The sequence below is a fragment of the Methylobacterium komagatae genome (genome assembly GCF_042661665.1).
In the GTDB taxonomy this organism is placed as follows: Bacteria; Pseudomonadota; Alphaproteobacteria; order Rhizobiales; family Beijerinckiaceae; genus Methylobacterium; species Methylobacterium komagatae.
In genome coordinates, this window is sequence record NZ_JBHSWN010000001.1 from 2647871 (window position 1) to 2670213 (window position 22343).

The window sequence follows — 22343 nt, forward strand, 5'->3', positions numbered from 1 at the left end:
AGTCAAAAGCCCCGCGCACTCGCCCGGTAGTCGCGCGGGGTCAGGCCGTATGCTTGCCGGAAGGCGTGGGACAGGGCGGCCGTGCTGCCGAAGCCGAATGCCTCGCTCAACTCGCTGATCGTGCGCCGTTCGAGCGGATCTTCCAGTGCGACGCGAATGGCTGAAAGCCGTTGCCGTGCGAGGTAGCGCGCCACGCCACCCTCCTGCTCGAACAGTCGGTAGAGCCTGGGAGCGCGACATACCCAGCGCCTTCGACATCGCGTCGATCTTCAGCGGTGAATTCAGGTGGTCCCTCACGAAGCGCTTCGCGGCCCGGAGCCGGGCGTCGTTGATCGGCGCGCTCGCCTCGGCGAAGGTTGCGAGGCTCGGGCGGACGCAGGCCGCGAGCATGTGCAACGTGGCCTGCGCGATGTGGCCGGAATCGGCCGTGGTGATCGTATGGCTGTTCCTGGCCAGCGAACGCAGGTGATCCGCCAGGAGCAGGCCCGTGCCGCCCTGGAGAACCAGCCCATGCAACCCATCTTCATTGGGCATCACGGAGGTCACCGACGCCCGCGGAAGCACGAGGATCACCGAATCCGTCTCCGGCACGAGGCTGCGCCGGTAACTCTGCGACATGTCGTTGAAGCTGACCGAGCCAGCCGGCACATCCACCATGCCGCGTTCGGTATCGGCGCTGTAGCCGTGACGGCTCAGGTGCAGCACGAAGGAATCGAGGCCGTCACGCCGGGTCTGCAGACGGCTCCGCGCCGGACCCTGGCTGACCGCATTCATGACGCGGAGGGACATCGGACCCACTTGCGCCGTCTCGATCCGCGCGGAAAACCCCTCAGCCTCGGCCGCGAGATCATGGGCCGAAAACAAGGAGCGCCACGCGTCCAGACGTTCTCGCTCCGGCAGGGCGTCGGTCGAGAAATGCGCTCGGGGTACGTAAGTCAAGGCCATCGCTGATCGCTTGGGTCAGCCCACACTCAAGCTCACAGCATGATCGAGTTCTTGTCCCTCGTGAAGAAGCGCGAAGGTTACACTGCCGTAAAGCCTTCGGAGCGGATCCAATCCCGTGTCCGGTCGAGCGCCCGGGTCAGGCGGTCGAAGAGGTCATCGATCTCGCTCGGCGTGATGATCAGCGGCGGGCACACCGCCACGCGGTCGCCTGCGAGGAAGCGGACGATCAGACCCTCCTCTTGGGCGTAGGCGACGCAGCGCGCGGCCACGCCTGCCTTCGGATCGTATTGGCGGCGGCTTGCCTTATCCGCGACGATCTCCAGCCCGCCGATCAGGCCGATGCCCTTCGCCTCGCCGACGATGTCGTGCTCCACCAGCGCGGAGAGCCGCCGCTGAAAGTGAGGGCCTTCTCGGCCGCGCCCTCGATGATGCGGTCTCGCCTATAGATCTCGATCGCCTTGATCGCCACGGCGCAGGCGACCGGGTGACCGGAATAGGTGGTGCCGTGGCCGAAGCCGCCGAGTTTCTCGCTCTGCCCGACAAGCACGTCGTACATCGCCGGATCGATGGTGATGCCGCCGAGCGGCACGTAGCCCGAGGTGACCGCCTTGGCGAAGGACAGGGTGTCGGGCCGCATATCGAGGGCCTGCCCGCCGAACCACGTGCCGAGGCGACCGAAGCCGCAGATCACCTCGTCGGCGATGAGCCGCACGTCGTATTTGGCAAGCACGGCCTGGATCGCCGGGAAGTAGCCCTTCGGCGGGATGATGGCCCCGCCCGCACCCATCACCGGCTCGGCGATGAAAGCGGCGAACGTCTCCGGCCCCTCTCGCAGGATGGTCTCTTCCAGCTCCGCCGCGAGGCGGGCCGAATAGGCCTCCTCGCTCTCGCCCGCCTCGGCGCCCCGGTAATGGTGCGGCGTGGAAACATGGAGAAAGCCCGGAAGCGGCAGATCCCAATCCATGTGGTTGGCGGGCAAGCCGGTCATGGAGGCGCTGGCGATGGTCACGCCGTGATAGCCCTTCTTGCGGGCGATGATCTTCTTCTTGTTCGGGCGTCCCACCGCGTTGTTGTAGTACCACGCCAGCTTGACCTGCGTGTCGTTCGCCTCCGAGCCCGACGAACAGAAAAAGATCTTCGAGGTCGGGATCGGCATCAACTCCTTCAGCGTCTCCGCGAGCTCGATCGCCGGATCGTGGCTGCGGCCGGAGAAGAGATGCGTGAAGGGCAGCCGCCCCATCTGCGCCGCGGCCGCATCCACGAGCTCCGCATTCGAATAGCCCAGCGCCGTGCACCACAGCCCCGCCATGCCTTCGATGTAGGGGCGGCCCTCCGTGTCGAAGACATGCACGCCCTCGCCGCGCTCCAGCACGAGCGGGCCGGTGCGGCGATGATTCGACAGATGGGTATAGGGGTGAAGCAGGGTTTCGACGTCGCGGGTCGCGAGGTTCGAGAGCATGCGAACGTTCCTTGGGCGGAGACCGTGCCACACTACCGGCACGATGGGCTCGCAGAAAGGTCCGCCATCCGTGGATCCCTCCGCCCCGGATGCATGCCGGACAGCCGATGCAGAGCCCAGAGAGTTTCGTCGCGCATCCTGCGCCCGGTCGCGCCTGCGGCACCTGCACCCTGTGCTGCAAGGTCTACGACGTTCCGGCGGTCGAGAGCATCGCCGGGCAATGGTGCCGTCATACCGTCTCCGGTCGGGGCTGCGCGATCCACGCGACACGGCCGGACCATTGCCGCGCCTTCCACTGTCTCTGGATGACGGAGGGCTGGCTCGGCCCGGAATGGAAGCCCGACCGCGCGAAGATGGTGCTGACCCTCGACCCGGTCAGCCGCAACATGAACGTGCAAGTCGATCCCGGACAGGCGAACGCATGGAAGCGCGAGCCGTATTACGGCCAGTTGCGCCGCTGGGCCGTAGCCTCGGCCGACAAAGGCAGGCACGTCCTCGTCCATGTGAACAAGACGACGACGCTGGTTCTGCCTGACAGGGACGTTGCTCTCGGAACGGTCGCCCCGGACGAGCGCATCGTCACCCGCAGCCGCATGACGCCCCAGGGCCTGACCTTCGACGTGGAAAAGGTGAAATCCGCCGCCTGAGGCGAACGATCCGGTGGGGATAGCCCCACCCGCTGGCCGGGGGCTCTATGCAGCGTGGCCGCGCCGTGGGATTCGAGTGGGCATGACGACTGTCCATGATTTCACCGTCCGCGCCGCCGACGGCAGCCCCCATCCCCTGGATCAGTATCGCGGCCGAGCGCTTCTCATCGTCAACACGGCATCGCGTTGCGGTTTCACGCCGCAATATGCGGGGCTGGAGGACTTGTGGCGGGAGAAGCAGGACGACGGGCTCACCGTGCTCGGCTTCCCGTGTAACCAGTTCGGCAAGCAGGAGCCCGGCGATGCGCAGGAAATCGCGAAGTTCTGCTCGTTGACTTACGACGTGACCTTCCCCGTTCTCGCCAAGGTCGAAGTGAACGGCTCGGGTGCGGACCCGCTCTTCGCCTATCTCAGCCGCGCCAAGCGGGGGCTGTTCGGCTCATCCAACATCAAGTGGAACTTCACCAAGTTCCTGATCGGGCGAGACGGCATCCCGCTCAAGCGTTTTGCGCCAACAGACCGCCCTGCGAAGCTGCGCGGCGCCGTCGAGAACGCCCTGAAGGGTTAGCGTACTTCGACCGCTTCCAGGGGAGCCGTCCAAATCCTGCGGGTGGCCCGCATGGCCTGATGATGCGCGGGCGTCACCGACTCGCGCAGGATGCCCGCCAGGAACCGGCATTCGGCGACACGGCGCAGGAAGGCCTCGGGTGCGCCGCGCGATGTCAATGATCGTTCCAGATTCGCCAGCGAGTCGAACAACGCGATGCGCGAATCGCGATCACGATGCTCACGCGAGGCGCGGAAAATCGCTCTCAATTCATCGGCAATAGAGTTTTCGTCAGTGCTTTGCGCGGACATCGGGCGGCCGAAACCTTTCGATGCCGACGCTAATAGCATTCCGGCTGGTTCCGCCATAGGGCGTTTTGCGGACCGAGGATTGTGGTGAAAATGGCGCCGGGATGTTGCTGGCTTGCATCGGCGCCACACCGTCAGGGTAGCGATGAGATCGTCTTCGCCGCAGCGTCGAACTCGGCCCGGCGGACGGCCAGACGCGCCTCGGCCTCCTCGTCCCGACCCCAGACAGCGGCCTGATAGGTCTCATCCACATGCGCCGCCTCCCACGCGGCGCCGGGGTCGAGGCGCCCATGCAGAACGGCGAGCGCCAGGATCAGGGAGCCGGTAAGGGTGGTGAGGGTGTGCAGGGCCGCGAGGCGGAACGGGTCGTCCACCCGCCGCACCGCCTCGGTGAGGGCCTGTATCGCCTGCGGAGGCTGAGTGACGGGCATCACGCCCTCGCTGAGAATCAGCTTTGCCCCGAACGTTTCGTAGGCCCAATCGAGCACGGGGTCCCACGCCTTGGCTTGCGCGGTGACGAGGCGATCCGGCTCGGCGGCGCGATAGGCCAGCAGATCGGTCTGAGCATAGGCGCAGAGGTCGTCGGCGACCGCATCGATCCGGGTCGCTACGCCGTCGATGGCGGTATTGGCCAGACGTGTGAGCGGCATCGTCGCCGGATCGATCGATGTGTCCTGTGCGCCCCATTCCGCCGCGACGGCGCCAGCCAGCGCCTCGGTCGGCAGCACAAGCGGGTTGCGGGCGGGTGTGTTGGCCGAGCGACCATCAAGAGTCAGGCGGAACCCGCCCTCCGCAGGGGCAAATCCGGCTTCCTTGTAGAAGCGCCGGGGTAGGGCGGGTTTCGCCCCCGTCCGGGCGGCCCGCATGGGATCCGGCTTGCCCTCATCGCCCGGTTCACCGAGCCAGTCTCGCGTCACGTCGCTCATGGGAGGGACATAGGCGTTCGAGCCGCGCCGCGCGAGAGGGTTTCAGGCCGCGCCGCCGCCGATCAAGCCTTCCAGGGCCAGTGCATTTTCAACCACCGACACCGCTCCGGCGCGCAGAAGTGTGCCGGGCGGATGGTATCCCCAGGCAACGCCAATGGGCGCGACGCCCGCATTCACCGCCATGGTGATGTCGAAGGTCGTGTCGCCGATCATCACGGTCGAGTCCGGCGTGGTGCCCGCCTCTTCCATGGCTTGCAGCAGCATGGCCGGGTCCGGCTTCGAGGGCGCATCGTCGGCCGACTGCGTGGTGACGAAGCGGTCCTCCCAACCGTAATGCTCGATCAACCGGTCGACGCCCCGGCGCGACTTCCCCGTCGCGATACCGAGGACAACGCCCGGCCGGGCATGGAGCCGGTCGAGGAGATCGCCCATGCCGGGGAACAGCGGTTCCTCGTGATCGGGGTCGAGCCGCAAACGGTTATAGGCGTTCTTGTAGGCCTCGGAGAGTTCGGCCACCGGCCCGTCTTCGCCGACGAGGCGCCGGAAAGCCTGCGGCAGCGACAGCCCGACAACGGAGAGCGCGATCCTCCGCTCCGGCGCCGGAAGGCCGACCTCGTTGAAGGCCACGGCCTGCGCGGCGACGATCAGGTGCTGGCTGTCGACGAGCGTCCCGTCCACATCGAAGACGACGAGCCTCATCTACGGCCTCGCTTCGTCATGGCTTACGGGCCGGCGCAGGCGCAGGCGCGACAGGCGCCTGTTGCTGCTGCTGTTGTTGCTGATGTGCGCGGGTGCGCTCGTAGCCGAGACGGCAGCGGATCAGAAAACGCCGCCGCTTCCCGCCGCGGTAGCCGCGCTGATGCGAGGCACGGTTGCAGGCTGCATAGGAGCGACGCCTTTTGTCCCGCCCTACCACGACGGGCGCGCCGGGAGCGCGGGCTTCGGTCTTGGGCGGTTCGGCTTTCGCCGTATCGGCCTTCGGAGCCTCCTGCCGCGCGGAGGTGGGCTTCTGTTGTGCGGCATCGCCCGGCGCCGCCTGGGCGAGGGGTGCCGTCAGGCAGAGGGCGGCGAGGCAGGCCAGAATCGCGAGCTTCATATCCCAGGGTCTCGACCGTCGGATTACCCGGCAGGTAGGCGCACGGCCGAGCAACGCAGCATATGAGGCGGTCAGCGCCGTTGCCAAGGCATCGGCGCCGGTTGGGCTCTCACGACCCGTTCAATCTTCGGGTGCGTCCACCACCGGATCATAGCGGCCCGCGTCGAAGCCGAGAAGATTCCGCTCTGCGCCATGTGTTGCGGCAGAGGGGCGCTCACGTCCACGGGCTTGCCCGTGCGCGGATGAGGAATCACGATCCGCCGAGCCAGAAGATGCAGGCGGTTCTGAATACCGCCGGGCAACTCCCAGTTCTCGACCGAGAAGTATTTCGGGTCGCCGACGATCGGATGGCCGATATGCGCCGCATGAGCACGCAACTGGTGAGTCCGGCCGGTAACCGGCTTGAACGACAGCCAAGACAGCTTCTGCGCCGCCTGATCGACCATGGCGTAATAGGTCAGCGCGTGGCTTGCGCCCTCCTCGCCGTGCTTGGCGATGCGCATCCGCGCGTCGGCATCGGTCGGCTCGTCCTTCGCGAGGTAGGTCGAAACCCGGCCTTGGCGTACGCGCGGAACGCCCGCGCACAGCGCCCAGTAGATCTTGCGGGCAGCGCGAGAACGGAAGCTCTTGGCAAGCGTCGAGGCGGCGAGCCGTGTCTTGGCGATGATGAGGCAGCCCGCCGTGTCCTTGTCGAGCCGGTGCACGAGGCGCGGCTTCTGCCCGTCCGGCCCGATCATCGATTCGAGCAGGCCATCGACATGGCGCACGGTGCCCGAACCACCCTGGACCGCGAGGCCGAACGGCTTGTTCAGAATCATCATCTCCGCGTCCTCGTAGAGGATGAGGCTGCGGATGAAGGCCGCGTCGTCGGATTCGCGGGCGGGATTGCGCGGACGCTCATTCGGCTGGTCGAGGCGCAGCGGCGGCACGCGCACGCTCATCCCCGGCTCCAACCGGTCGTTGGGCTTCGCGCGCTTGCCATCCACACGCAACTCACCCTTGCGGACGATGCTCTGCACGCGGGTGAAGGGCAGTTGCGGAAAGCGGGCAGTCAGGAAGCGATCGATGCGCATGCCCGCCTCGTCCGCCTCGACCGTCAGCGTCTGAACGCCGGAGGCCAGCGTCGCCGAGGCTTCGGCGCGCTGCTCGCGGCGCGTCGGTCCGGGAGCGGACGCCTCGGCTACGGCCTTCGGCTTGGCAGGCTTGCGCGGAGGCGCCTTCTCGCGCGGCTCAGGCGCGGCGGCGGGAATCCACGGGGCGCGCTCGCCCGCATCGTCGCCCCGCGCCCGTGCGGCGCGTTCGGCGGCGTCCTTGGCGCTGGTGCGCGGACCCGTACGGGCGCGATCCGCGCCGTAGGGGGGCTTGCGGCCGGGCCGTCCGTCAGGGCGGCCATTGCCGCCGGAAGGGCCGCCGCGGCGGGGAGGTCGTGTGGTCATGATCTTCCTGGAATGCCCGCCGCATAGCATCGCGGGAGCCACCCGGCAAAGTCTTCCCCTTGGATGAGGGCCGATAAGGGCCACGCCCGCGTTGACGCGTGGCGCTACCCTGGCCTAGCTTAGCCGTGACGGTTCCCCCTCACGGGGATCAAAAGGGAACGCGGTGAGGGGCTTGCTCCGAAGCCGCGGCTGCCCCCGCAACTGTAAGCGGCGAGCCCAGCACCACCGCGTCACTGGATGCATGTCATCCGGGAAGACGGTGCGAGGGCGATGACCCGCGAGCCAGGAGACCTGCCGTCAGCCGTGGTCACACGCGAAACGCGCTGGGCGGGGTGCCCCGGCGGGTGTCGAGGCACTGCCCACGGGCGTGCCAAGGCCTCGTTCGCGGTGACGTGCCACAGCAAGCGCGCCCGCGACCGCCATGTTCCCGTCCCGTCTGCCCGACCCCTTCGCAGGAACACGTCTGCGCGGCCCTGGACATGTAATGTTGTTACATTGCAATGGGAGCGAGGCCGGTCTTCGCCGCGCCGGAGTCCGCCGTCTCATGTCTGCCCGTCATCCTGCCAGTCGCAAGCCACTGCTCGCGGCTTTAGCCCATGCTCCGCTCATCCTCGTCGCGCCGCCCGCCCTGGCGCAGGAGGTCGTGACCCTCGAACAATTGTCAGTCGAGGGGGATAGCGGGGTCAGCCTCACCCGTGCCGCGCCGGTTGGTCTCAACCTGCGCACGCCTGATCGCACGGCGAGCCGCATCGGCCTGACTCCGCTGGAGACGCCCGCCAGCATCGACATCGTGTCGGGGGAGGCGGCTCGCCTGCGCGGCCAGACATCCATCGCCGAAGCGGTGACGCAGGATGCTACCGGCATCACCACCATTGCCGATCCCGGCAACGGCAACGGAGCTTTCACCAGCCGGGGCTTCGCCGGGCCGAACTCGATCCAGCAACTCTATGACGGCACGCGCTTCTACGTGGGCGCGGGCACCGTGACCTTCCCGTTCGACACGTGGAACGTCGAGCGGATCGAGGTGCTGCGCGGCCCATCCTCCGTTCTCTATGGCGACGGGGCGATCGGCGGCATCATCAATGTAGTGCCAAAGAAGCCGGTTTTCGTGCCCATCAACACCGCCCGCGCCGTGGTGGGCTCCAATGGCTTGGCCCGGCTCGCCTTCGATTCGGGGGGCGGCATCGCGCAGGCCGAGTATGGCGATACGTTCGCCTACCGCTTCAACGTCAGCGGCAACCGGGCCGATGGCTGGTTGCGACCGGAGGGGATTTCCGCAACCTCGCCGTGTCGGCAGCCCTGCTGTTCCAGCCGAGCCCCGATCTCGCGATCACCCTCTCGCACGATCTCGGCTACCAGGAGCCCGCGCGCTACTGGGGCACGCCACTCGTGGAGGGGCGGATCCCCGACCTGATCCGCTTCAACAATTACAATGTCCGCGACGCGAAAATCACTTGGGCCGACAACTGGACCCAGCTGAAGGCCGAATGGTCGCCCAGCGCCGATATCACCATCCGGAATACGGCCTACCGTTTGACGTCACGTCGGCACTGGCTCGACGTGGAGCAATACGCGTTCAACCGCGCCACAGGATTGGTCGACCGCGGCAACTATCTCGAAATCTACCACAATCAGGAGCAGGTCGGTAACCGGCTCAACGCCACCTTCCGGGGCGATGTGCTTGGCTTGCCGAATGTCTTCGCGGCAGGCTTCGATGTGAATCACATCGATTTCCGGCACACGAACAATTTCTACTTCGACCAGACCACCTCGGTGCCGCTCACCGGCTATGATCCCGGCCTGTTCCCGCAGGACGGGCGGGCGCGCCCGGCCTATGCGACCCAGACGAGCCAAGCCTCGGTCTTCGCCGAGGATCGTCTGGTCATCACGGACAAGCTCTCCTTCCTCACCGGCGCCCGGCTCGATGTGCCGACGCTGCGGCGGACGGACCTCCAGACGGGGGCGCAGTTCGAACGCACGTTCAATGCTCTCGGCTACCGGTTCGGGCTCGTCTACAACCCGACGCCCGACAGCGCGCTCTATGCCCAGTACAGCTACGCCACCGATCCGGTGGGGAGCCTGATCACGCTGTCGCAGTCGCTGGCGGGCTTCAAGCTCGCGACCGGCGACCAGATCGAAGTGGGGGCGAAGGGCCTCGCCTTCGACGGCCAGCTCGAATGGACGCTCGCGGGCTATCGCATCGTGAAGGACAACCTGATCTCGCGGCTGCCGAACTCGCCTGCCGCGGGCATTCAAGTGGGCAGCCAATCCTCGCAGGGCGTGGAATTGGCCCTCGGCTGGCGCGTCGCGCCCGGATGGCGGATCGACGGCAACCTCGCCCTGCTTCACGCACAGTACGACAGCTTCACCCAGGTGGTGAACGGCGCCGCCATCTCCTACGCGGGCAAGCAACCCATCGACGTGCCGGAGCGGGTGGCCAACCTCTGGCTCACCTGGGAACCGAGCCGGGACTGGGCGGCCCGCATCGGCCTGCAGAATATCGGGCAGGTCTATAGCGACTTCGGCAACACGGCGCGTCGCCCGGCCTATACCCTCGTGAACCTTGCGCTCGACCGGCAGGTGACGGCGGATTCGCGCCTGTCGCTGCGGGTCTACAACCTGTTCGACAAGGTCTACGCCATCAACGGCAACGCCGTGGATGGTGTCGGCACGAACTGGCTCCTCGGTCGCCCCCGTTCGGTCGAGGTCGCCTACACGGTGGCGTGGTGAGCATCGCGGGGAAGGCGGCGCGGCGCTGGCTTCTCCTGAGCCACCGCTGGCTCGGGATCGGCACGGCACTGCTCTTCACCCTGTGGATCGGCTCCGGGCTGGTCATGCTCTACGTGCCGTTTCCCTCGCTAAGCCGCGCGGACACGTTGGCCCGGCTCACGGACCTCGATTGGGACAGTGTCCGAGTCGGCCCCGATGGCGCGATGACCGGACCCGGCCCGGTGGATGCCGCATCGGGCCTTCGGCTGGAGATGCGGGACGGAGCGCCGGTCTATCGCTTCGCCAATTCGGACGGCGCCCGCATCACGGTCTCTGCCGAGAGTGGCGAAAAGCTTGGGCCGGTCGATGAAGAAGGCGCGCGGCGAATCGCGGGGGGCGGCGAGGTCCGATCGGTCGAACGCGACCAGTGGACCGTCACGGCTCGCTACGATCCCCTGCGGCCGTTCCTGAAGGTCATTGCCGGGGACCCAATCGGCACCGAAACCTACATCTCCGTGGCCACGGGGGAGATCGCCCTCGTCACCACCCGCTGGCAAAGGGCTTGGAACTGGGCGGGCTCGGTCATTCACTGGGTCTATCTCACGCCCTTGCGGGCGGCACCGGAGGCGTGGCGACAGGTGGTTCTATGGCTCTCCGGCGTGGCGAGCCTCGCGGCCATCACCGGCATTATCATCGGCATCTGGCGGATGCGTTTGCGGCATCGCTATCGCGGCGGTGCGGTCAGCCCGTATCGCGGCCTTGCCCTGTGGCACCACGCGTTCGGCCTCGCCGGGGGAGCCGCGCTCATCGGATTCATTGTTAGCGGCTGGCTCTCCATGAATCCCAACCGCTGGTTCTCCTCGCTCACGCCCCCCGAGACCATACGGGCCGCCTATGCGGGTAGGCCCGGCGCCGTCGGCCTCTGGCCTGCCGATCTTCGCCGGATCGGCGGGCCGGATCTCAAGCTCATGCGCTTTGCCTCCATCGGCGGGCGCTGGGTCGTCATCCGCGAGACGCGGGATAGCCCGCAGACGACCGGCCTCGATCCTTCCACCATCGAAGCCGCCGCGCGCGTTCCGGGCGGGCGGCTCGCCTCTGTCGAACGGCTCTCGGCCTACGATACCTACTGGTATCCGCAGGGTGACGAGCGCCCCCTGCCGGTGCTGCGCCTGATCTTCGATGACCCCGCCGCCACGTGGCTGCATGTCGATCCGCGCGACGGTGCGCTCCTCAACCGGCTCGACCGCTCGGGTCGGATCAACCGTTGGCTGTTCTCCGCCCCGCACAGGCTCGACATTCCCGGCCTGACCCTGCGCCCCTCGGCCCGGCAGGCGAGCCAATGGTTGCTGAACCTGCTCGGCGGTGGGATCGCGCTGACCGGGCTCGTCGCGGGGGTGCGGCGCCTCGCACGATCACGGACGCCTCATCCGCGATAGGACAACGGTGTGACGCCGGCCCGCGCGCATGGCGAAGAGTCGGTTTTTTCCCTTAGAACCGGGCGGTGAGGAATAGGCGGACATTGCGGCCCGGCAGGAGGATCTCGTCCTTCTTGAACGAAGCCGAGTTGCGGATGTCCGCATCGAGCAGGTTGCGACCCTGGACGCCAAGCGTCACCGAGCTCGCCCCGTAGAGCTTCGGATCCAGCGGTTTGGTGTAGCTCACCTCGGCACGGAGGTCGTCGTAGCCCGCAGTGGGCGTCTCGAACGGTGCGATGTTCCGGTGGTCGAAGGCATGGAGCAGGTTCACCCGGGCGAACCAGCCATCAGCGCGCACATAGACGCCGCCGCCGACGCGGTAAGGCGGAATGCGCGGCACGTTGGTGCCGTCATCGAACTGAGCCCGCACGAAATCGAACTGCCCTTCCACGCCCGCGAAGCCATCGCCGATGGGCAGGATGTCGTACTGGCCGATGATCTCCGCGCCGTAGAACGTCGCATTCTGCTGCTGGTAGACGATCTGCCGGTTTTCCTTGCCCGTGCCACAGGAGGCGAAGTCGTCGTCGCAGAACAGGCCCGTATAGTTGCGGTAGATGAAGCCCGTGTAGCGCGTGTAATATCCGGTGGCGTCGATGCGCAGCGGTCCGACAGCCCGGCGGATGCTGGCCTCGATGGTCCGGGCGCGCTCGCGCTTGAGGTTCGGGTTGCCGATCTCGAACGTTGCCGTGGCATCGTGCGGGCCCTGTGAGAATAGCTCGTAGCCGCTCGGGCCTCGCTCGACATAGGAGCCTGTGAGGCTCGCTACGAAATCGAAGGGCAGATCCTGTAGGGCGCCGAGGCTCACGCTTTTGGGCGCGAAGCGACGCGTGCGGGCAAACTGGAAGGGCTCCGCACCGTTCTCCGGCAGAAAGTTGTCAGGGAAGATCGCCGCCGTGCCCGACACGCGGTCGACCTCGTAGCGGCCCGCCGCCTGAAGGCGGGTGCCCGGGCGCAGTTCGAGTTCCTCGAACAGGTACACCGCGTTGGCGCGCGACTCGGTCTTGGGCAGGAAGGATTCGAGGGCGGTGTTGATGACACGCCGGTCGGACTGGAAGCCGAGGGCGCCGGTCAGCTTGCCGAGCGCGGTGAAGACCGGGACATGCTGGAATTCGACCCGCGCCTCGGCTTCGCGATTCTTGAAGGTCGCCTGGATCCCCTCGATCCCGTCGCCGCCAATGCCGACCTCGTTGTGTTTGTAGACCGAGTAGCCCGCCCAGTACCGGATGACCTCGATCGGCCCGTCCACGGGGCGGTACTCGCCCCGGCTGAGCACGCGGTCCTGATTCGGCGTGAGACGAGTACGGGCATCCGCCGAGACGTCGCCGGGAATGGCGTAGACCGCGTCGTAATGGCTGAACGAGATTCCCGCGAAGCCACGGTCGCCGATCGCGGAGATGCCGAACGCCCCGCCCTGTGACTCGTTGTAGGAGTTGCGCTGGATGCCACCGGGGATGGCGTAATTGTCGGCGGCGGTCTTAAACCCGTCCGCGTGGACCGCGATCCCGTCGCCGCCCGCATCGACAGTGGCCGCGCCGAGCCTCCCGTTATCGACGGTGGAATAGCCCGTCGTCACCTGACCCTGCACGCCATTGGCCGGAATGAAGGTCGGTACGCGATTGTTGTCCGCCGAGACCACCCCGCCGATCGCGCCGGAGCCGTAGCGCAACGTCGCCGGGCCGCGGATCACCTCGATCCGGTCCGCCACCAGCGGATTGACCGGGACGGTGTGATCCTCGCCCAGATCGGACACGCCGCCATTGCCGATACCGTTTTCCTGGATGCGCACCCGCGCATTGTCCAGGCCACGGATGATCGGGCGGGAGGCGGCGCCTGGGGCATAAGTCGTGCCCGAGATGCCGGGCCGGTCGAACAGGGCATCTCCAAGGGTGCGAGGCTGATCGCGGGCGATCTGCTCCCCGGTCACCACCGTGACCGGCGAGAAGGTGTCCGTCGCCACGGGAAGGATGCCGGTCGGGAGTGCCGGTGTGGCCACCGTTACGGGCCGGATCGGTTGCACCGGGGTCGGGCTCGTGACGCTGATCTGGTCAAGGGTGACCGCGCTCTGGCTCAGCGCCGGGCCTGCGCCGAGGAAGGCAGCGCAGGCGAGGAGGGGCACGGCGGGGTGGCGCGCGGACGACATCGGCTCTCGCAACTTGTTATAACGTTTCAATGCCGCGCTGCGGTCGCACCCCGCAAGGGGGGCCGACGCTCGACAGCGCCAAGAATGTGAAACGTTACAAAGTTGCAACTGTCCGCGTGGACGCCGAGCCTACGGTTCGAGGGCGTCGGTCTCGTCTTCGCCTTCCATCTCGGCATCCATATCGGAGGCAGGTCCAGCCGCGCCGGCGGCTTCGGCGAGGCCCTTGGCGGCCTTGCGCAGAAGCTTCCTCAGGCGGCGGCGATCACCCTTGTCGAGATGATCGAGCAATTCCGCCTCGACCTCTTCCTGGATTGCCTCAATCGCCTGAGCCTTGGCGAGCCCAGCCTCGGTCAGGCGCACGCGAACCACGCGCCCGTCTCCTGCCTCGGCACGGCGCTCGACGATGCCGAGGGCGGCGAGCCGCGTCACGGTCTTGGAGGCGGTGGGCGGGCGCACGCGCAGCAGCGCGGCGAGGTCGCCCATGGTCATCGTGCCAGCGGCAGCCAACACCTGCACGACCTGCTCCTGCCCGGCGAACAGGCCGATCTTGGCCAGCCTGTCGCCCGTGCGGGCGCGGTGGAGGCGGGCCGCCTGAATCAGCGCCCAGCCGACGCTGCGAGAGCCCGGAGGCCGCAGCTTCTTCGATCCGGGATCGAAAACGGTGTTATCCACCCCCGCCCCGTGATCGAGCTTCGCTTTGTCGCCCATTGGCGAGCCTGAGTCGGATCCGGCGGCAACCACCGGAAGATCGTAGACCTGCACCCTTCGATTCCCGTCCTTCTCCCGGCACGAGGCTCATGGGGGAAGACCGGTGACGGTCGGATGACAAAGGCCAAGATGGCTTGCGGATCAGCAATCCATCAGATGACGCAAGCGCTGCAGGATGTCTTCACCGCTGCACGGCCGCGCAATGAATTCCGCGTGCCCCGGCATGCGCTCGGGATCGGGCGCGGCACGGCCCGACACGATGAGAATCGGCAGTTGCGGGCGCGCCTCGGCCACCGAGGCGGCGAGATCGAACCCGTCGGTCTTACCCGAAAGCTGAACGTCGGTAACGAGCCCGCAGATATCGGGCCGTGTCTGCAGGATGCTCAGGGCGCGCTCCGCCGAGGCGCATTGAATGGTGTCGTAGCCGCCTTCTTCGAGGACGTCGCCGAGGTCCATGATGGTGAGCGCCTCGTCCTCGACGAGGAGGATCACCGGCCGATCGTCCGCTCTCGTCTGCTCGCTCGTCACGTCATGCTCCTCCCCCGCCGCACTCCCTTCCGGCATAGCCGGTTTGCGGCGTCTCCAGCCCTAAGCCCAACGGGAGAAACGCGACGGAGTTGCAGCGTAGTGCGTACCTCTCGCGCACGCGCTCACGGATTTAAGCGCTGGGCTTCTTCTCGGACGGTGTCCGTCACGGCGTCGATCAGCCGGGTGAGGTCGGCCGCTTCGATCGACAGCGCAGGCGTGAGGTAGAGGATGTCGCCGAAGGGGCGCACCCAGACACCACGGGCCACGAGCCGCTCCTTGAGCGCCGCGAGATCCGGCGTGTTTGCGAATTGCAAGCAGCCGATGGCGCCGAGCACCCGTACATCCGCCACGCCGGGCAGGCCGCGAAGGTCCGCGAGGCCGTCGGTGAGACGGCTCTCGATGGCGCGAGCCTGCTCGAGACGAGGTTCGCGCTCGAACAGGTCGAGGCTGGCATTGGCGGCGGCGCAGGCGAGGGGATTGGCCATGAAGGTCGGCCCATGCATCAGCGCCGCCGCCGGATCGTCCGACCAGAAGGCCGAGAAGATCTCCGTCCGCGCCACGGTGGCGGCCAGGGTCAGGGTCCCACCGGTCAGCGCCTTGGACAGGCACACGATGTCGGGGACGATGCCTGCCTGCTCGCAGGCGAACATCGTGCCGGTGCGGCCGAAGCCGGTGAAGATCTCGTCCACGATGAGCGGCAGGCCGTTTCGCCGGGCGAGAGTGGCGATGCGCGCCAGGACCTCCGGAGGATGCATCAGCATCCCGCCCGCGCCCTGCACCAGGGGCTCCACGATCAGGGCGGCGAGCCGGTCGCGATTGTGTGTCAGGGCGGCGTCGAGGGTATTTGTCTCGGCCTCGGTCCGGGGCAGATCGCAAAAGATCTGTTCGGGCAACCACGCGCCGAAGCGCCGATGCATGCCCTCCTCGGGGTCGCAGACCGACATCGCCCCCATCGTGTCGCCGTGGTAGCCGCCCCGGAAGGCGAGCACCTTCGTCCGCCCCGCGACGCCCCGGTTGATCCAGAGCTGCGCCGCCATCTTCAGCGCGACTTCCACGGCGACCGATCCCGAATCGCTGAAGAAGACGTGGTCGAGATCGCCGGGCAGGAGGGCGGCGAGCCGCGCCGCCAGCCTTTCGGCTGAAGCGTGGGTCAGACCCCCGAACATGATGTGAGGCATGGCCGCGAGTTGGGCCGCCACGGCCCCAGCAATGTGGGGATGGTTGTAGCCGTGCACGGCCGTCCACCACGAGGCGATGCCATCCACGAGTTCACGTCCGTCCGCGAGGCGGATGCGCGTGCCCGTCGTCGCCACCGCCTCCAGGGGAGGGGCGGCGTGCTTCATCTGCGTATAGGGGCGCCAGAGGTGGGTGGATCGTGCCTCGCTCATGCCATGGGGGATGGAGAGAGGCGCCGCCCCGGTCAACCGTCGGCGGGGCGCTCTTGACGGCCTGTCGCGCCCCTGGCTTCTCGCTGCCATGAACAGCCTCGATGCCTTCGCGGAGCAGAAGCTCGCCGCCCTCGAAGCCGGCGCCCTGCGTCGGCGGCTCACGACCACCGGGCGCGGGCCGGATTCCGCCGCAACGCGCGGCGGGCGGGCGATGGTCTCATTCTCTTGCAACGATTACCTCGGCCTGTCGCAGCATCCGCGCGTCATCGCGGCGGCGCAGGCAGCGGTCGCCGCCCATGGCGCGGGCGCGGGCGGCTCTCGCCTTGTGACGGGCAACCACGCGATCCTGGGCGAACTCGAAACGCGGCTCGCGGCCCATAAGGGCAAGGAAGCGGCCATGGTGTTCGGCAGCGGCTACCTCGCCAATCTCGGCATCACGCCGGCCCTGGCCGGGTCCGGCGATCTCGTCCTGCTTGATGACCTGTCCCACGCCTGCATGTGGGCGGGGGCGCGGCTGTCCGGCGCCCGCGTGCTCACCTTCCGCCATAACGACATGGACGATCTGCGATCCGTGCTCGCGGCCAACCGCGCGGGGCATGGCCGGGCGCTCCTCCTCACCGAGCGCATCTTCTCCATGGACGGAGACCGCGCGCCGATGGACGACATTCTGTCCATCGCCAGGGATTTCGACGCCTGGACGCTGGTAGACGACGCCCACGGCCTCGGCGTGATCGAGGATGGGCCGCGCGCGCCCCTCGAAATGGGCACGCTGTCGAAGTCTCTCGGCTCCTATGGCGGCTATCTGTGCGCCTCTCGCGCGGTCATCGACCTGCTGACCAGCCGCGCGCGCAGCTTCATCTACACGACGGGCCTGCCTCCAGCCTCGGCCGCTGCAGCCCTCGAAGCGCTGGTCATCCTCGAGGAAGAGCCGGATCGCTGCGCCCGGCCGCTGGCCCTGGCCCGGCGCTTCACCGCCCGATTGGGACTGCCCGAAGCCGAGAGCGCCGTGGTGCCCGTGCTGGTGGGTGAGGCGCAGCAGGCGCTCGACCTCTCGGCGCAGCTCGAAGCGGAGGGCTTCCTCGTCGTGGCGATCCGCCCGCCGACGGTGCCCGCCGGGACCGCGCGCCTGCGGGTCGCCTTCTCGGCGGCTCACAGCGAATCGCAGGTCGATGCCCTGTCCGAGGCCGTAGCGCGCCTCACCGCCGGTTGAGCCGGGCGGCCCAAGAGGTTAGGCCCAGCCACAACAACGAACCGGAGGACAGGACGATCATGGACGCCACCACCCTGCGCAGCCTACAGGCCCCGCTGAAGGACCAGTATCGGAACGCCCCCGATTCGGCCGTCATCACCCTCAAGGCGAACGGCACGCTCGATGACAGCAAGATCGCCTGCAAGGTCGAGACCGGCCGGGCCCTGGCCGTGGCGGGCCTCCATCCGGCGACCGGCGGCTCCGGCGCCGAACTCTGCTCCGGGGATATGCTGCTTGAGGCCCTCGTCGCCTGTGCGGGCGTGACCGTAAAGGCGGTGGCGACCGCCCTGGAAATTCCGCTTCGCTCCGGAACCGTATCGGCCGAGGGCGACCTGGATTTCCGCGGCACGCTCGGCGTCGATAAGGAAGCCCCGGTCGGCTTCCGCGACATCCGCCTCTCGTTCAAACTCGATACCGATGCGTCCGAGGAGAAGCTGGCCCAACTCCTGAAGCTCACCGAGCGGTATTGCGTTGTGTTCCAGACGCTGAACCACAAGCCGGCGCTCTCCGTGGCCGTAACCACGGCCTGAGCGCGGCCTGTTGCGTCATCGCCGCCGCCGCGCCATCAGCGACGGTGATGGCCGCCGATCCCCATGCCAGCCTCCCGATCGAGGCGGCGCTTCCCGAACTTCGCCGGGCGCTCGAAGCCCGCAACACCGCCGTGCTCGTGGCGCCGCCTGGCGCGGGTAAGACCACCCGCGTCCCCCTCGACCTGCTGGCTGCCCCCTGGCTCGGCGACGGCAAGGTGATTCTGCTGGAGCCCCGTCGCCTCGCGGCCCGTGCCGCCGCAGCGCGGATGGCGCGCACTCTGAACGAAGAGGTCGGCGGAACGGTCGGGCTGCGGGTTCGGCTCGGCTCGAAGATTTCTGCGCGGACCCGGATCGAGGTCGTCACCGAGGGCGTGTTCACGCGCATGATCCTCGATGACCCCGAACTCACCGGCATCGGCGCCGTGCTGTTCGATGAGTTTCACGAGCGCTCCCTCGACGCCGATCTCGGGCTCGCGCTCGCCCTCGACGCACAGGGCGGCCTGCGGGAGGATCTGCGGATCCTCGTCATGTCCGCGACCCTCGACGGGGCGCGGGTGGCGGCCCTGCTCGGCGATGCGCCGGTCGTCGCCTCGGAGGGGCGCGCCTTTCCGGTGGAGACGCGCCACCTCGATCGCGACCCGAACAAGCGCCTCGAAGACAGCGTCACCGACGCCGTGCTGCGTGCACTTCGGGCCGATCCCGGCTCGGTGCTGGTCTTCCTCCCGGGGCAGGCCGAGATCCGCCGCACCGCCGAGGCGCTGGCCGGAAAGGTCGGGCCGGACATAATCATCGCCCCCCTTTACGGCGCGCTCACCCCCGCCGAGCAGGACAGGGCGGTTAGCCCGCCGCCGCCCGGCCAGCGCAAGGTGGTGCTCGCGACCTCTATCGCCGAAACCTCGCTCACCATCGAGGGTGTGCGCATCGTGGTCGATTCCGGGCTCGCGCGGGTGCCGGTCTACGAGCCCGGCCTTGGGCTCACGCGACTTGTCACGGCACGAGCTTCACGGGCGGCGGTGGATCAGCGCCGAGGCCGCGCGGGACGCACGGAGCCCGGCATCTGCTGGCGTCTGTGGCCGGACGCAGCGACCGGTGCGCTCGATGCCTTTGCCCGTCCCGAGATCCTGTCGAGCGACCTCGCCGGGATGCTGCTGGATTGCGCCGCTTGGGGTGTCACCGATCCGCGCACGCTCGCCTTCCTCGATTCGCCCCCGGCCCCAGCGCTCGCCGAGGCGCGCGCGATGCTTGAAGGGCTCGGCGCCCTGGATGCGGAGGGGCGACTAACCGAGACGGGCCGCCGCCTGCGCGCCCTGCCGCTGCCCCCGCGCCTTGCGCGCATGGTGGCAAGCGCCGCCCTCGACGGGCGCGGCCGGGCCGCGGCCAACCTCGCTGCCGTCCTGGTGGAGCGAGGCCTTGGTGGGGATAGCGTCGATCTCGATGAGCGCGTCGAGCGCTTCAGCCGCGATCGGGGTGGACGAGCCGCCGACATGCGGCGTCTCGCCGAGAACTGGGCGCGCATCGCGGGCGCCACGGGCCCAGCCGAGCCGTCACCCGCTGGCCCACTTCTAGCGCTCGCCTTCCCGGATCGCGTCGCTCGCGCCCGGGGGAAGGAGGGCGAGTTCGTGATGGCCAGCGGCCGGGCCGGGCGGCTCGACGCCGCGAGCCCCCTCGCGCGGGAAACTTTCATCGTCATCGCGGACCTCGCGGGCAGCGCCGCCAACGCGCGCATCCTTGCAGCCGCCGCCATCGGTGCGGAGACGATCGAGGCCCTGTTTGCCGATCGCATCGAATCGGTCACGCAGGTCACCTTCGATCCGCAGGCGGCTGCCCTGCGCGCCCGCGCGGTGCGCCGCCTGGGTGCGGTCAATCTCGGTGAGAAGACCCTGCCGGTACCGGGCGACGAGAGGTCCGCCGCGATCCTGGCCGAGGGCATCGCCAAACTCGGCCTCGACCGGTTGCCCTGGACGGCCGCTATCGCCCAATGGCGTGCCCGCGTAAACTTCATGCGCGCTGCCGAAGGTGAGCCCTGGCCGGACCTCTCCGATGCCGCGCTCGCGGAGAAGGCGGCTGACTGGCTCGCTCCGTCGATCCAAGGCCGAACCAGCCTCGCCGCGATCACGGCCGACGACCTCGCCAACGCCCTCCACGCGCTCCTGCCGTGGGAGATGCGCGCGCGCCTCGACAAGGCCGCGCCGACCCATGTCGAGGTGCCGACAGGCTCGCGCATCCCGGTCGATTACGCCGCCGAGGAACCCGCCCTGTCGGTGCGGGTGCAGGAATTGTTCGGCCTCGACAGCCACCCGAGCGCGGGAGGTCGGCCCCTCGTGCTGCATCTGCTCTCGCCCGCCCAGAGGCCGATCCAGATCACCCGTGACCTGCCGGGCTTCTGGCGCGGCTCCTGGGCCGCCGTCCGCGCCGAAATGCGGGGGCGCTATCCTCGCCATCCCTGGCCGGACGATCCCCTGGCCGAGGCGCCGACCCGCCGGGCCAAGCCCCGCGGTACCTGATCCCTAGATGGACGTTTGCCCTCGATGACGCCTGAACCAGAGCACGACGATCCCCCAAGCGCCGAGTGGCTGCCCATCGAGGACGAAGGCTTCATTGCCCTGGTCGGCCCGCTCTATGCCCGGGGCAGCGTCTACGGCTTCCGCGCCGCGCAGAAACACGCCAATCTCATCCGTGTCGTGCATGGCGGCATGCTGATGAGCTTCGCCGACCGGGCCATGGGCGTCGCAGCCATGGCGGCGGCCGATGGGGCGAATTGCGTCACGATCCAACTCGAGATGAAGTTTCTCGATGCGGGCCGGATCGGCGATTGGCTGACCTGCGAGCCGTTTCTGATGAAGCGTACCGGGTCCATGGCTTTCCTGCGAGGCGAGGTCCGCGATGGTGAGCGCCTCGTCGCCACGGCGGACGGGGTCTGGAAGATTCTGAGAGGCCGGAAAGGTTGATCCGCCCATGGCTGAGGGGGCGAGGCGGCGCTATCTTCCGGCCATGAGCGACGACGCCACCGACCCGGCCCTGAGCCGCCTGAGCGCGGCCCTCGGCGCCCTTCCGAAACGGGGACTTCCGCCGGTCGAGGCCTGGAACCCGCCCTATTGCGGCGAGATCGATATCCGCATTGCTGCTGATGGCACGTGGCACCATAACGGCTCGCCGATCCGCCGCGAGAAGTTGGTTCGCCTGTTCTCGACCATCCTGCGGCGCGAGCCGGATGGGCGAACGGTGCTCGTCACCCCGGCGGAATGCGTCGGCATCGCCGTGGAGGACGCGCCGTTCCTCGCCGTCGAGATGGCCGTGGAGGGAGAGGGCGCGGACAGGACGATCGCCTTCCGCACCAATGTCGATGACCTCGTGAGCGTCGATGCCGAGCACGGCCTTCGCTTCGAGCAGGATCCGCAGGGCGGTCTGAAACCCTATCTCCACGTCCGACGGGGCCTATGGGCCTTGGTGACCCGAGCCCTGACCTATGAACTCGTGGACCTCGCGGAAGAACGCGAGATCGACGGGGAAACCTGGCTCGGGATCGAGGCGGGCGGGATCTTCCACATGATCGCCCCGGCTTTCGACGCGTGAGCGCGTCGCTCGCCGATTTTCTCGCCCGTGCCGAGGCGGGTCTGTCGCGCCACCCACCGGGTCCGGACGATCCGACCTCGAACCCGCGCGGCGACCACAGCATCGATCCGGACGGGTCGGCTGTGATTCCGCCGCCGCCCCATCGCCGGGCCGCCGTGCTGTTGCCGATCCTGCACCGGCCGGACGGTCCTGCCCTGGTGCTGACCCAGCGCGCTATGGGGCTGCGCGACCATTCCGGGCAGGTCGCCCTGCCGGGCGGCAAGATCGACCCGTCCGATCCTGGCCCCGCCGAGGCGGCTTTGCGCGAGGCGCAGGAGGAGATCGCCCTGGCGCCGCACGAAGTGCGGGTGCTCGGCTATCTGGACCCCTACCTCTCGGGCACGGGCTTCCTCGTGACCCCCGTGATCGGTTTGGCCGAGCCCACCGTGCCCTTCCAGCCAAACCCGACAGAGGTAGCAGAGGTGTTCGAAGTGCCACTCGCCTTCCTCATGGACCGGGAGCGCTACGCCCTACGCTCGCGGGAATGGCAGGGACGGCTGCGCTACTTCTACGCGATGCATTTCGGCGAGCGGCTGATCTGGGGCGTGACCGCCGGAATTCTGAACAATCTGCGCGAACGGCTCTATCCGGACGACAGCGCGGACGCGACGCGTTAGTCTGACGGGCGCCAGCCTCCGCG

19 protein-coding genes, 3 pseudogenes and 1 riboswitch are annotated in these 22343 nt (G+C 68.2%); of the genes and pseudogenes, 11 read left to right on the top strand and 11 right to left on the bottom strand.

Features of this window, described 5'->3' with window-relative positions:
* Positions 1–2: 2 nt before the first annotated feature.
* Positions 3–194 carry a helix-turn-helix domain-containing protein gene (locus ACFQE0_RS12940; RefSeq protein WP_378970174.1) on the bottom strand — a complete coding sequence of 64 codons (192 nt, stop codon included), beginning with the start codon at positions 192–194 and terminating at the stop codon, positions 3–5.
* A 134-nt stretch (positions 195–328) separates the two neighbouring features.
* Here ACFQE0_RS12940 and ACFQE0_RS12945 point away from each other — a divergent pair, with 134 nt between their 5' ends.
* Positions 329–469, top strand: a complete 141-nt coding sequence (locus tag ACFQE0_RS12945) for a hypothetical protein (RefSeq protein WP_378970176.1) — start codon at positions 329–331, stop codon at positions 467–469.
* A gap of 553 nt (positions 470–1022) precedes the next feature.
* Here the strand turns inward: ACFQE0_RS12945 and ACFQE0_RS12950 are convergent.
* Positions 1023–2404, bottom strand: a pseudogene (locus ACFQE0_RS12950) (aminotransferase).
* A gap of 107 nt (positions 2405–2511) precedes the next feature.
* Here ACFQE0_RS12950 and ACFQE0_RS12955 point away from each other — a divergent pair.
* Both ACFQE0_RS12955 and ACFQE0_RS12960 read left to right on the top strand, forming a co-directional pair.
* Positions 2512–3051 (top strand): hypothetical protein, encoded by a 540-nt coding sequence (locus ACFQE0_RS12955; RefSeq protein WP_378970178.1) that lies wholly within the window; start codon positions 2512–2514, stop codon positions 3049–3051.
* An 82-nt stretch (positions 3052–3133) separates the two neighbouring features.
* The gene (locus tag ACFQE0_RS12960; protein WP_378970180.1) at positions 3134–3619 is read left to right on the top strand and encodes a glutathione peroxidase; all 486 of its coding nucleotides are present in this window, start codon (positions 3134–3136) and stop codon (positions 3617–3619) included.
* Here the strand turns inward: ACFQE0_RS12960 and ACFQE0_RS12965 are convergent.
* The 5 genes and pseudogenes from ACFQE0_RS12965 to ACFQE0_RS12985 all read right to left on the bottom strand — a co-directional run bounded on the left by ACFQE0_RS12965 (position 3616) and on the right by ACFQE0_RS12985 (position 7364).
* A complete protein-coding gene (locus ACFQE0_RS12965; protein ID WP_378970182.1) occupies positions 3616–3909 on the bottom strand; it encodes a hypothetical protein in 294 nt (97 codons plus the stop codon). The two genes, ACFQE0_RS12960 and ACFQE0_RS12965, sit on opposite strands and share 4 nt — an antisense overlap.
* A 131-nt stretch (positions 3910–4040) precedes the next feature.
* On the bottom strand, positions 4041–4832 hold the full coding sequence (locus tag ACFQE0_RS12970; protein ID WP_378970184.1) for an ATP12 family chaperone protein: 792 nt from the start codon (positions 4830–4832) through the stop codon (positions 4041–4043).
* Between the two features lie 42 nt (positions 4833–4874).
* A complete protein-coding gene (locus ACFQE0_RS12975; protein WP_378970186.1) occupies positions 4875–5531 on the bottom strand; it encodes an HAD-IA family hydrolase in 657 nt (218 codons plus the stop codon).
* A 16-nt stretch (positions 5532–5547) separates the two neighbouring features.
* Positions 5548–5928, bottom strand: a complete 381-nt coding sequence (locus tag ACFQE0_RS12980; protein ID WP_378970188.1) for a hypothetical protein — start codon at positions 5926–5928, stop codon at positions 5548–5550.
* A 120-nt stretch (positions 5929–6048) separates the two neighbouring features.
* A pseudogene (locus ACFQE0_RS12985) lies at positions 6049–7364 on the bottom strand (RluA family pseudouridine synthase).
* Between the two features lie 112 nt (positions 7365–7476).
* Positions 7477–7677: riboswitch (cobalamin riboswitch) on the top strand.
* 231 nt (positions 7678–7908) lie between these two features.
* Here ACFQE0_RS12985 and ACFQE0_RS12990 point away from each other — a divergent pair.
* Both ACFQE0_RS12990 and ACFQE0_RS12995 read left to right on the top strand, forming a co-directional pair.
* Positions 7909–10094, top strand: a pseudogene (locus tag ACFQE0_RS12990) (TonB-dependent receptor).
* Positions 10091–11509, top strand: coding sequence for a PepSY domain-containing protein (locus ACFQE0_RS12995; RefSeq protein WP_378970190.1), 1419 nt, complete (start codon positions 10091–10093; stop codon positions 11507–11509). The pseudogene ACFQE0_RS12990 and the gene ACFQE0_RS12995 overlap by 4 nt, the downstream one beginning before the upstream one ends.
* Positions 11510–11561: 52 nt before the next feature.
* Here the strand turns inward: ACFQE0_RS12995 and ACFQE0_RS13000 are convergent, their stop codons facing one another.
* The 4 genes from ACFQE0_RS13000 to ACFQE0_RS13015 all read right to left on the bottom strand — a co-directional run bounded on the left by ACFQE0_RS13000 (position 11562) and on the right by ACFQE0_RS13015 (position 16312).
* Positions 11562–13688, bottom strand: a complete 2127-nt coding sequence (locus ACFQE0_RS13000; protein ID WP_378970192.1) for a TonB-dependent receptor — start codon at positions 13686–13688, stop codon at positions 11562–11564.
* 129 nt (positions 13689–13817) lie between these two features.
* Positions 13818–14396: a MarR family winged helix-turn-helix transcriptional regulator gene (locus tag ACFQE0_RS13005; protein WP_378970194.1), complete on the bottom strand. Its 579-nt coding sequence runs from the start codon at positions 14394–14396 to the stop codon at positions 13818–13820.
* A gap of 141 nt (positions 14397–14537) precedes the next feature.
* Positions 14538–14924 carry a response regulator gene (locus ACFQE0_RS13010; RefSeq protein ID WP_378970196.1) on the bottom strand — a complete coding sequence of 129 codons (387 nt, stop codon included), beginning with the start codon at positions 14922–14924 and terminating at the stop codon, positions 14538–14540.
* 122 nt (positions 14925–15046) lie between these two features.
* Complete coding sequence (locus ACFQE0_RS13015) at positions 15047–16312, bottom strand: adenosylmethionine--8-amino-7-oxononanoate transaminase (protein WP_378970198.1); 1266 nt, start codon at positions 16310–16312, stop codon at positions 15047–15049.
* Between the two features lie 88 nt (positions 16313–16400).
* Here ACFQE0_RS13015 and ACFQE0_RS13020 point away from each other — a divergent pair, with 88 nt between their 5' ends.
* Genes ACFQE0_RS13020 through ACFQE0_RS13045 form a run of 6 tightly spaced genes read left to right on the top strand, consistent with a single transcriptional unit; the run spans position 16401 to position 22320 of the window.
* Entirely contained in the window at positions 16401–17522 is a 1122-nt protein-coding gene (locus tag ACFQE0_RS13020; protein ID WP_378970200.1) for an aminotransferase class I/II-fold pyridoxal phosphate-dependent enzyme, read from the top strand.
* A 59-nt stretch (positions 17523–17581) separates the two neighbouring features.
* Positions 17582–18091: an OsmC family protein gene (locus ACFQE0_RS13025; RefSeq protein WP_378970202.1), complete on the top strand. Its 510-nt coding sequence runs from the start codon at positions 17582–17584 to the stop codon at positions 18089–18091.
* Between the two features lie 47 nt (positions 18092–18138).
* A complete protein-coding gene (hrpB, locus tag ACFQE0_RS13030) occupies positions 18139–20595 on the top strand; it encodes an ATP-dependent helicase HrpB (RefSeq protein ID WP_378970204.1) in 2457 nt (818 codons plus the stop codon).
* A gap of 24 nt (positions 20596–20619) precedes the next feature.
* Entirely contained in the window at positions 20620–21039 is a 420-nt protein-coding gene (locus tag ACFQE0_RS13035; RefSeq protein WP_378970206.1) for a PaaI family thioesterase, read from the top strand.
* Positions 21040–21082: 43 nt separating this feature from the next.
* Positions 21083–21664 (top strand): DUF1285 domain-containing protein, encoded by a 582-nt coding sequence (locus ACFQE0_RS13040; protein WP_378970208.1) that lies wholly within the window; start codon positions 21083–21085, stop codon positions 21662–21664.
* Positions 21661–22320 (top strand): CoA pyrophosphatase, encoded by a 660-nt coding sequence (locus ACFQE0_RS13045; RefSeq protein WP_378970210.1) that lies wholly within the window; start codon positions 21661–21663, stop codon positions 22318–22320. The genes ACFQE0_RS13040 and ACFQE0_RS13045 overlap by 4 nt, the downstream gene beginning before the upstream one ends.
* Positions 22321–22343: the final 23 nt, after the last annotated feature.